Source organism: Frigoriflavimonas asaccharolytica, assembly GCF_013294015.1.
GTDB lineage: Bacteria > Bacteroidota > Bacteroidia > Flavobacteriales > Weeksellaceae > Frigoriflavimonas > Frigoriflavimonas asaccharolytica.
In genome coordinates, this window is the sequence record NZ_JABSNO010000020.1 from 56,238 (window position 1) to 67,318 (window position 11,081).

General features: G+C 31.9%; 8 protein-coding genes. 5 read left to right on the forward strand and 3 right to left on the reverse strand.

Annotated elements, in window-relative coordinates:
- A complete protein-coding gene (locus HNQ03_RS12160; RefSeq protein WP_173779959.1) occupies positions 1-348 on the forward strand; it encodes a hypothetical protein in 348 nt (115 codons plus the stop codon).
- A 34-nt stretch (positions 349-382) separates the two neighbouring features.
- Here the strand turns inward: HNQ03_RS12160 and HNQ03_RS12165 are convergent, their stop codons facing one another.
- Together HNQ03_RS12165 and HNQ03_RS12170 are read right to left on the reverse strand one after the other, a co-directional pair.
- Entirely contained in the window at positions 383-3,460 is a 3,078-nt protein-coding gene (locus HNQ03_RS12165; RefSeq protein WP_173779960.1) for an AsmA family protein, read from the reverse strand.
- A gap of 35 nt (positions 3,461-3,495) precedes the next feature.
- Entirely contained in the window at positions 3,496-4,287 is a 792-nt protein-coding gene (locus HNQ03_RS12170) for a DUF2797 domain-containing protein (protein WP_173779961.1), read from the reverse strand.
- A 153-nt stretch (positions 4,288-4,440) separates the two neighbouring features.
- Between HNQ03_RS12170 and HNQ03_RS12175 the strand changes: the two genes are divergently transcribed.
- From HNQ03_RS12175 to secA, 3 genes are all read left to right on the forward strand, one after another.
- Entirely contained in the window at positions 4,441-5,463 is a 1,023-nt protein-coding gene (locus HNQ03_RS12175) for a GDP-mannose 4,6-dehydratase (protein ID WP_173779962.1), read from the forward strand.
- Positions 5,464-5,590: 127 nt separating this feature from the next.
- Positions 5,591-5,812 (forward strand): DUF2795 domain-containing protein, encoded by a 222-nt coding sequence (locus tag HNQ03_RS12180; protein WP_173779963.1) that lies wholly within the window; start codon positions 5,591-5,593, stop codon positions 5,810-5,812.
- A 111-nt stretch (positions 5,813-5,923) separates the two neighbouring features.
- A complete protein-coding gene (secA, locus tag HNQ03_RS12185) occupies positions 5,924-8,995 on the forward strand; it encodes a preprotein translocase subunit SecA (RefSeq protein ID WP_173779964.1) in 3,072 nt (1,023 codons plus the stop codon).
- 256 nt (positions 8,996-9,251) lie between these two features.
- Here secA and HNQ03_RS12190 read toward each other — a convergent pair whose 3' ends face one another.
- Positions 9,252-9,686, reverse strand: coding sequence for a hypothetical protein (locus HNQ03_RS12190; protein WP_173779965.1), 435 nt, complete (start codon positions 9,684-9,686; stop codon positions 9,252-9,254).
- A 307-nt stretch (positions 9,687-9,993) separates the two neighbouring features.
- Between HNQ03_RS12190 and HNQ03_RS12195 the strand changes: the two genes are divergently transcribed.
- Complete coding sequence (locus HNQ03_RS12195) at positions 9,994-11,001, forward strand: hypothetical protein (RefSeq protein WP_173779966.1); 1,008 nt, start codon at positions 9,994-9,996, stop codon at positions 10,999-11,001.
- Positions 11,002-11,081 lie beyond the last annotated feature (80 nt).

Consider the following 11,081-nt stretch of genomic DNA (forward strand, 5'->3'; position numbering starts at 1 on the left):
ATGGAAAATACGAGCGAAAATATGAAGACTCTAAGTCAAGTTATGACGATCTTGGCAAAAAGAGGCGTGACAAAAGAATTTCGGATGAATGAAAATAACGAAATGAAATTAGAAAATGGAGAGAAAAACTATAATTCTGATGAACTCATAATCGCAAAAACATACCGATTTGAAGGCGATAGCAATCCAGATGACAACGCTGTACTTTTACTCGTGAAATCTACCGATGGAAACATAGGTTTTATTTTAGATTCTTATGGCGCAGAAAGCAATTACAGCGGCGAGGAATTTGACGATTTTTTAAGAAGAATTCCAGAATCTGAGGATCCAGAATATAATTTAGATTAATTTTTAAAAGGCAGAAATTCAATTTTTCTGCCTTTTATTTTTTCTTAAATATTCTTTTAAATATAGTTTTTCTTTTTGGAGTCTCTTTTGCGGCTTGCTCTACTTTTTGCAAAGCCTTTATTTCTTCCTCATTATCTGGAAATTCTTCCGTGGTGTCTACCTTTTGTGCCTTAGAACCTAAACCGACTAATGATTTTTTCAAACCTGCTTCTATACCTTTATACAAGAAATTGAAGAAAGATTTCGTATTATCTCGTTCCACATTTTCTATCAAAATAGCAGCTGGATTTGGACCAGAATCATTTTTCACAAATAAATTTGCGATAGCAGAAAGTACTACTTTTTTGTCCCCATCATCTTGTAGCATTTGTACTTTTAAATCTTTATTTATCATTTTGAAAGTACCACTTATCGTTTTTACATTACCAGTATAAGCAAACGCTAATTTTTGAATTTCACCTGTAGCACGCACTTTCAAATAAGGTTCTGTAAATAAATTTAAATCTGGAGCAGGCATCAATCCTGTGAAACCTGTTACCGTAAAATAATCGTCTTTCCTGGCAGTATCAAATTCCCAATTCACCGTCAATGGTGCAGAATCCATCAACATGGTGTTGATGACAATAGGAACGTTGGTTGGTTTCCCTGCAAATTTTCCAGAATTTATATTTTTCGCGTTCAAATTGAATTTTCCAAATACCAATTTCCCTGGTCCATCACTTTTTTTCGTGTCTTCCTCGTAGACTAATCTAGAGTTTTTGATATTCAAATCTTCCACAAACAAAGGAAATTTCAAACTTGAAAGCATCGAGCCATAAAGAGGTTTTATCTTTGGATCGTCTGTAGGAATCTTGCTGCGAAATATATTCGCATCCATGTTATCAATATTTAAATTATTCACATAGATACTCAACTGATTGCTAAAAAAATCCCATTTTCCGTTTGCACTTAGTTGTTTGATATTCAAGTTGTATAAATCTTTTTCTACAGGTTGCCGTCTCACAAATTCCGCTCTAGAGACAGTGGGTTTTAATAGCAGATTAGTTAAATTTATTTTACTGTCGTTAATGTTTATAGTAGCAATTTTCGCATTGTAAAATTCGCTCAATGTATAATTAAAATTTGTTGCTGCAAGACTATAACTCCCCATTTTAAAAGGTGTTTTATTCTTTGCTGTTTGTTCATTCATCGTGAAATTTCGCACTTCAACGTTTAGATTTTTGAAACTTAAAGGTTTGTTGTCGGAATCTAATTTAAAGGCAGAGTTTTTCAATGAAATTTTCCGAAGCAAAATATTTGGAGGGTTTCCATTGTTACTTTTCGCTGTTTTGGTTTTATTCTTTGCTAAATTTAACTTCCCGTTCAAACCGTTAATTAGTACGTTTTCTACATCTAATTTTAAAATATCATTGTCAAAATTCCATTCTTTTATTTTCACATCAATATTTTTGATAGATCCAACCATGGCAGTTGTACTACTGTAATTTCCATTATTTTTAAGATTAATGTTGGTTAATTTAATAGAATTTGGAAGGATAAATGCAGATTGCGCCTCTATATTTTGATCTTTTGTATTAAAAATAAGGCTATTTCCTGTAATTTTAAAATCTTTATATTCAATAGGAATTTTGCTTTTACTAGATTTTTCGGTTAATGAGATATTGTTTACCAAAACTTCTAAATTTTTGCCAGAAAATACATTTATATTATTACTGTTTATAGATAGATTGGAATTTTTTAGTTCCATTTTTTCTAACAAAAGCGGAAATTCAATTCCAGAAATCGGATTGTTCTTTTTAATGTTTTTTACAATATTTAAATTCCCGTTTGCGCCATCTATTAGAATGTTTTTAATATTTAAATCTAAATTGTCATCATCAAATTTCCAATCATTAATATTGATTGCAACTTTTTTGATGCTGCCATTCATATTTGTTTCAATTTTTCCATTTCCAAGAGTTTGCAAAATAATTTGATCCAATAAAATAGATTTTGGATTAATATTTACTTGTGAAAAAATGGCTTTCTGTTGTCCAGAAATTGTTTCTATTTCATTTCCACTAAACGCAAAATTTTCATATTTCACAGGAATTTGAATTTTCAAAGTTTCATCATTCAATTCAAATTCAGAAATTTTTAAGTTCATATTCCTGCCAGAAAATACTCGGTTTGTAGCGCTATTGAAAACTTGAATTTTTGAATTTTTTAAATCTAGATTTTCTATATTAAATCCAAAATTCAAAGGTTTTTTTTCTTTAGTACTATTTCTTTTAATTGTAAATAATTGAATGTCTGCATTCGCAATTTGAAAAGTTTTTAGCTCGATGGATTCTTTTTTCAAGATAAAATCTTCCAATTTAATTTGTCCAATTTTACCTTTCGCAAAACTTCCTTTTTTGGGTTGAAATTTCGCAAATTGATCATAAGAAAGCAGAGGGATTATTTCTAAATTATTAATGTTTAGAAGTTTGTTCTCTGTTTTTATTTTTTCAGCTTTAATTATTTGTAAATTCCCTTGTCGAAAGAAAAGATTTTTAGCGTTGATATTTTGCTTATCAAATGTTATCGGCAACAATTGATTGCTATTTTTATCGGCAAGTTCAATATTTTTTATGTTGACGCTCAGATTATTAGCGGAAAATATTCTATTATTGTTGTGTTTGAAAACAGCCAAATTTCCATCCGTAATTTCTACATCATCAAACGGAATTGACGCTTCTTTCTTTTTCTTTCTAAATTTTGAAGGGTTTGGCAGAATAATATTTAAATTTGGTTTTATCAAAATTAATCTAGAAGCACTTATTTCATTATTAAATACCGCATCAAAAATCCCAAACCTGCTAATTTCGAATGATCCAACAGTTCCTTTTAAACGAAGAATAGAGTCGTTTTTTTCATTTTTGTTGTGAATAGCAATTCCAGTGGTTGCAATATTTCCCGTAAAGAGATCAACATCAATATCTCGATAAGTGATGTTGTAATCCGTATTTTTTTTAATGTAATCTGGCAGATTATTTTGCAGCCAAAAATTCAAGCCGATATTTGCAAAAACGAGCAAAACGATTATGCTTCCTAAAGTATAGACGGTATATTTTACCCATTTATTTTTCATAGAATTATCCTCATAAATAGGATTTTGTTTTTTTTCTATATTTCAACTTCTACCACAAAACCTTCGTGGCTTCTAACATTCATCACAGATCCATCTTCAAAACTTAAATATTGCCCTTTAATTCCCTTTAAAACTCCTTCAAATTCTGGTGTTTTTTCTAAATTTACGGAAGATATTTTTTCGTTTGCTTCGTAAGGAAAGTCCATTTTCCAAACTTTTTCTTCCCCAGAATAAAACTTTTCGAATTCTTCTGGAAAATTTTCTTTCACTTTATTTCTAAAATCTTCCAAATCCAAATCGCCTTCCATTTCATCTTTCAGCATTTTGCGCCAATTTGTTTTGTCTGCCACATGCTCTTTCAAGGCTACTTCTATCATTCCGGCTTCGTATCTATTTTCCGTTCTTGCAATTTCTAGAGCAAAAGTTGCCCCTTGATCAATCCATCTTGTTGGGATTTGTTTTTCTCTCGTTACACCAACTTTTATTTCTCCCGTATAAGCCAAATAAACGATGTGTGGCACCAATTGGATTTGCTCTTCCACAGCAATATCTCTTTCTTCAGTTCCAAGATGCGCCGTAGAAAGTTCTGGGCGAATGATGCTTTCGCTTGCGTATGGACTTTCAAAAAAGCATTTTTTACAAAATCCCATCCGGTATAATTTCTCGTTCCTACCACAATTTACGCATTGATAACCGGTATGTTTTATGGATATTTTTTTATTAAACAACTGATTCATATTTAATAAATCATCAGAAAGATTGAGATAATATTGAATAGGAGAAGCATATTGAGTGCTCATTTTTAGCAATTGACCTTTGAAAAGCATTTCTTAAATTTTAGAGAGTAAAAATACAGAATAATTGATAAGTGATGTTATATTATTTTGTTCAAGATTAATTGGTAAATTTTAAAATTATAACCATCATTATTATTTTGAAGAAAAAACAAAAGCTTAAATTTGTAATCTTAAATGCTATTAATGAATTATCTTGTAACAGGCGGAAGTGGTTTTATAGGTTCCCATCTGGTGGAAAAATTGTTAGAAAGTGGACATTCTGTCATCAATATAGATAGCTTTGACGATTTTTATGACTATAAAATTAAAATTCAAAATACATTAGATTCATTAAAAATAACAGAAGCTTTTATTTTTAAAAATAAGCTTCTGGATATTCAGAAATTAATATCTGAAACTTTCTCCTCGAACTATCAATTGTTTTATCAAGATATTAGGGATTTAAGTGGTTTAGAAAATATATTTCGCAACAATAAGATAGATGTAGTTATTCATCTTGCTGCTTTGGCTGGAGTTCGCCCTTCAATAGAAAACCCTTTAGAATATCAATCTGTAAACATTACCGGAAGCATGAATATGTGGGAGGTTTGCAAGAAATTTGAGGTTATCAAATTTGTTTGTGCTTCAAGTTCAAGTGTTTATGGCAACAATACAAAAGTTCCCTTTTCGGAAACGGATATTGTAGATCAACCCATTTCGCCTTACGCTGCAACAAAAAAATCGGTAGAAATTATAGGACACGTTTATCATAGTTTATATAAAATAGATATGATTCAATTGCGGTTTTTCACTGTTTATGGTCCTCGACAAAGACCAGATCTTGCCATCCATAAATTTGTAAGATTATTGTCTGAAAATCAAGAAATTCCCTATTATGGAGATGGCACAACTGCAAGAGATTACACATTTATTGATGATATAATCCAAGGTATCATCAATTCTATCCAATATTTAGAAGAGAACAAGAAGGTGTACGAAATTATTAATCTGGGTGAAAGCGAGGTAATTACCTTGGATAAAATGCTGGCGACCATAGAAGAAAATTTTGGCAAAAAAGCCATCCGAAAATTACTGCCAATGCAAGCAGGAGATGTGCAAAAAACCAATGCAGATATAGAAAAAGCGAGGCGCCTAATTAATTATAATCCGCAAACAAATTTTGAAAATGGCATAAAAATTTTTGTGGAATGGTTTTTGAGAAAATGACAATCGTCTGATAAGTTTTAATACTATTTTTCAGATTTAAAATAACAATACGAAAAATGTTGAAAATCAGCGTAAAAAAACTTTTTTATATGCGCTAATTTTTTACTTTTGCAAAAATAATAATATTATGTACTGGACATTAGAATTAGCATCTTTTTTAAGCGACGCACCTTGGCCGATGACAAAGGCAGAATTAATTGATTATGCCATCAGAACTGGAGCACCAATGGAGGTTGTAGAAAATTTACAAGCTATAGAAGATGAGGGAGAAATCTACGAATCTATAGAAGAAGTATGGGCAGACTATCCAACAGACGAAGATTTCCTCTGGAACGAAGACGAATACTAAAAATAAAGCTTTAGGCATAATGCTTAAAGTTTTTTTACATTAAAATAAGCATCCTTTTTTGATGCAGAATAATTGCTGGAGTTTAGGTACATCAGCGCAAAGTGATAATTTATGGGTTTACTAGATCAGGTTTTAAAAGGTTTTTTGGGCGATAAGAATGCTAAAGATCTTAAAGAAGTAAAAAAAGTAGTTGCAAAAATCAAAGCTGCAGAACCGAACGTAGAAAATCTTTCGGACGATGGTTTGAGAGACAAAACTGCTGAGTTTAAAACTAAGATCAGGGCATCGTCTGCTAAAATAACTTCTGAGATTGAAAACATAAAAGAAAAAATTTCTACCACATCTAATATTGATGAGAAAGAAGGCATGTTTCAACGAATAGAACTTTTGAAAAAAGAAGTTTATGAAGTGGAAGAAAAAGTGCTTGCAGAAATTTTGCCAGAAGCTTTTACCTTAGTGAAAGAAACCGCGAAAAGACTAGCAAAAAACGGAGAACTGCGTGTAACAGCTACAGAGATGGATAGAAATCTTGCCGCAAGAAAAGATTTTGTAGTGATAGAAGGAGATCAAGCTGTTTGGAAAAACGCTTGGAATGCCGCTGGAACTTCTGTAGTTTGGGATATGGTGCACTACGATGTGCAATATATTGGTGGTGTAGTTTTACACTCTGGAAAAATTGCCGAAATGGCAACTGGGGAAGGTAAAACGTTGGTAGGAACGCTTCCAATTTACCTAAATGCACTTCCAGGAAAAGGGGTGCATGTAGTTACGGTAAATGATTATCTAGCGAAAAGAGATAGCGCTTGGATGGGACCATTGTACCAATTTCATGGTTTAAGTATTGATTGTATAGACAATCATCAACCAAACTCACCAAGTAGAATTGCTGCATATAATTGTGATATCACTTATGGAACCAACAATGAATTTGGCTTCGATTATTTGAGAGATAACATGGTAACTTCGCCAACAGAATTGGTGCAAAGAGATTTGAACTATGCCATCATTGATGAGGTAGATTCTGTTTTAGTAGATGATGCAAGAACACCTTTGATTATTTCTGGACCAGTGCCGCAAGGAGATCGTCAGGAATTTGATCTGCTAAAACCTTCTGTAGATAGAATTGTAGAAGTACAGAAAAAAACTATTTCCGCAATTTTTGCTGAAGCGAAAAAATTAATTGCTGCAGGAAATAACAAAGAAGGCGGTTTCAAATTATTACAAGCATATAGAGGTTTGCCAAAAAGCAGACCCATGATTAAATTTTTATCTGAAAGTGGAAACCGTGTTTTGCTACAAAAAACGGAAGCATCTTACATGCAAGATAATAATAGAGAAATGCCAAAAGCAGATAAAGATCTCTATTTTGTGATAGATGAAAAAAACAATCAAATAGATCTTACCGATAAAGGTATAGAATATATGTCTGCCGGAAATCAAGACAAAGATTTCTTTGTTTTAGAAGATTTAGGAACAGAACTAGCCGATATAGAAAATAAAGGTCTTTCTAAAGACGACGAATTTGAAGCCAAAGAAGAATTATATAGAAATTTCTCTATTAAATCTGAAAGAGTTCACACTTTAAATCAATTGTTAAAAGCCTACACATTATTTGTAAAAGATGATGAATACGTAGTTATTGATGGCGAAGTGAAGATTGTAGATGAATCTACAGGTAGAATCATGGAAGGAAGAAGATATTCCGACGGACTTCACCAAGCAATTGAGGCTAAAGAAAACGTGAAAATTGAAGCGGCAACGCAAACTTTTGCAACCATTACGCTTCAAAATTATTTCAGAATGTACAACAAGCTTTCTGGAATGACGGGTACTGCAGAAACAGAAGCTGGCGAACTTTGGGAAATTTATAAATTGGATGTGGTGGTAATTCCTACCAATAGACCAATCGTTAGAGATGATAGACAAGATTTGGTGTACAAAACCAATCGCGAAAAATATAATGCTGTAATAGAAGAAATAGGAAAATTGACTTCCGCTGGAAGACCAGTTTTGGTAGGTACAACTTCCGTAGAAATTTCTCAAATTTTATCTAAAGCTTTGTCTTTAAGAAAGATAGAGCACAAAGTGTTGAATGCAAAAATGCACCAGCAAGAAGCAGAAATTGTTGCAAATGCTGGTCAACCAGGAGCTGTAACCATTGCGACAAACATGGCAGGACGTGGAACGGATATTAAATTGCGTGAAGGCGTTGTAGCTTCCGGTGGTTTGGCAATCATAGGTACAGAAAGACATGATTCTCGCCGCGTAGACAGACAGTTGCGTGGTAGAGCAGGAAGACAGGGAGATCCTGGAAGTTCCCAATTCTATGTTTCTTTGGAAGATAATTTGATGCGTCTTTTCGGATCCGAAAGAATTGCGAAGATGATGGACAAAATGGGCCACAAAGAAGGAGACGTTATTCAAGCTGGAATGATCTCCAAATCCATAGAAAGAGCACAGAAAAAAGTAGAAGAAAACAACTTTGGTATCAGAAAAAGATTGTTGGAATATGATGATGTGATGAACAAACAACGTGATGTAATCTACAAACGTAGAAAAAATGCATTGTTTGGCGATCATTTAAAATATGATATTACCAATATGATTTTTGATGTTTCCAATAGCATCATCAATGCTACAAAACCAAGTTCTAATTTTAAAGATTTTGAATTTGAAGTAATCAAAAATTTCACGATGGAAGCGCCAGTTTCTGAAAATGAATTTAGATCTAAATCTGTAGTAGAGTTGACCAATATTTTGTTTGAAGCTGCACAAAAAGATTACGAAAAAAGATTGGAACTCATGAAAGAGAAATCTTTTCCAATTATAGAAAATGTCTACAAAACACAAGGTCAGACTTTCAAAATGATTCAAGTTCCTTTCACGGATGGAAGCAGAACCATGACGATAGTTACGGATCTAGAAAAAGCACATGAAAGCAATTGCGAAACATTGATCAGTGATTTTGAGAAAAATATTACATTATCAATAATAGATGAAAACTGGAAATTGCACTTGCGCGAAATGGACGATTTGCGAAGATCTTCTCAAGGCGCAGTTTATGAGCAAAAAGATCCATTGGTAATTTACAAACAAGAATCTTTTCACCTCTTCACAGAAATGGTAGAGAAAGTGAATAAAGAAACGATTGGTTTCTTATACAAAGGCGAAATTCCGGCGTAGGAAAACCACGATATACACTTTTTCAAAGTTTTAAAGAGCAATGTTTTTACTTTGACAAAGTTTTTTAGATATAAACTTCTTCAATTTTTGGAGGAGTTTTTTTGTGTTTAAATAATCTCTTGCTTTACCTAGGTATTTTTTTAAGTTGATTTAATACTTGGATAGAATACTCAAAATCGGGAGACTTTAAGCAGCGGGTAAAAAATTGATTTGCCCAGGATAATTAATTTAAAATAAAATTGTAATTCATCTCGTCCTAACAATCATTCATCTCGTAATTCACCTCATCATATTTTCGGTCATAGGATTCCATTATTTTATTAGTTGTTGGAATTTCTTTCAAATTCACTTCTAGTTTTCGGCTTCCATCCGGTGATATCCAAAATCCTTTTAGCGTTTCGCCAGATAGTTTTAAACTCAAAATTCCAGTAATTCCACCTTCAACCATCACCAATCTGCTTTGTTCATCATCAGAAATTGTAAGATAAAGCCAGGTGCCCAAATTATCGTATTTATACATTCCGTAATAGAATTTTGGGCCACAACCAGAAGTATCTTCTTGTAAATAGAGCGTAACAGGAAATTTATCAATTTTGCCTTTATATAGAAACTTTTTGATGCCTTCTTGCGCAGAAATGATTCCGAAAATAAAAATGAACAGTATTGAGAATATGATGGTTAATTTTTTCATTTGTGAATTTATAAAAATTGTAGGTTAAATTTACAAAAAACTCTATTACAAAAATTGATGTATTATGATTTCCTAAAAAAAATGCTTATGCTTGTGCACATTATTTTAGGCCTTAAAAAAGATTATTTTTTTGAACTAAAATTTATTCATTTTTATAAAATAATTTTATTTTCGAACAGAAGCGTGGCACACACGTCAATTTGGGGAAAATGATTGGATATTTTATAATTCATTAGAATATTTTATTAATATTACATTATTATTTTCAAGTTAACTACTTTTGTTCATATTTATTAAACTCAACGGAATGAAATACTTTTTACTGTTACTCTTTTTTAGTGCTACTACTACTACTACTACTTTCTTTGCACAAACGTTAACCAAGAGATTGGTAGTAGATATGGAAACACGAAAGATAATTCCCGATGCTAGAGTTATTTTTGAAGATCAAATCTACTATAGTAATGATGAAGGTAACGTGCTTTTGCCAAGCAATGCGAAAGATTTTGAAATCTCTTTATCAGGTTACGTTACTCAGATAATAAATAATTTTCAACCTATCATAGCTTTAAAACCAGCGTATAGCGATATTGTAGAAGTGAAAATCATCAATATTGATGTGAAGAAAATCTTCAAAGATGTAATTAAGCATTATGATGATATTTATTACGATAAATCTGCAATGTATGATGTTACCTATTCTCAACGCACTTTCGAAGACAATGAAATGCGGCAACTAATGATTGCAGATGGAAAATTTTGGAGCAGAAATGGGGAATACAATTTTAAAGATGGTTCTAAAAGTAATTATGACAAATTTGTCCAACTACAAATTGACGATTTAAGATATTTGAAAAAGGTAGATTATTTATTTAAAGGTAGAGCAAAGACTTCAATAGCACCACATGATAATATTGGGAATATGTTTTTGAGCTATCATCTATCAAGGATATTTGGCTTTATGAACTCTAAAGATGCAGTAGTTCGTGGCAGGTTATTATATGAAAATAGCGAGGAACAAGAAATTTATTTTAGAATAAAATTGACTACCAATAGCGAATATAGTGGAAAAATTATTTTTAATAAAAAAGATAAGGCGATTACTTACCTGGAACATAATTTTCTTCAAAGCAATTCTGCATTGCAAAATGTTGAAGATGAGAATGGTGTGAAGTTTCTTTATCAAGCTGGAGATGGAAATTTTATTTATGATTTTTATAAAGTTGGTAGTAAATATGTGCCTGCAAGAATAAGTGTAAAATCTGATGGTTTTAAATATATTACTTCATCCAAAGATTATATAGTCAGCGCTTAAAAACACTATGATTTTCAATTTCTAAAATTTTAATATTGATATTTTCTGGAATTTTTGATTCCAAGTTAAAGTTATCACGG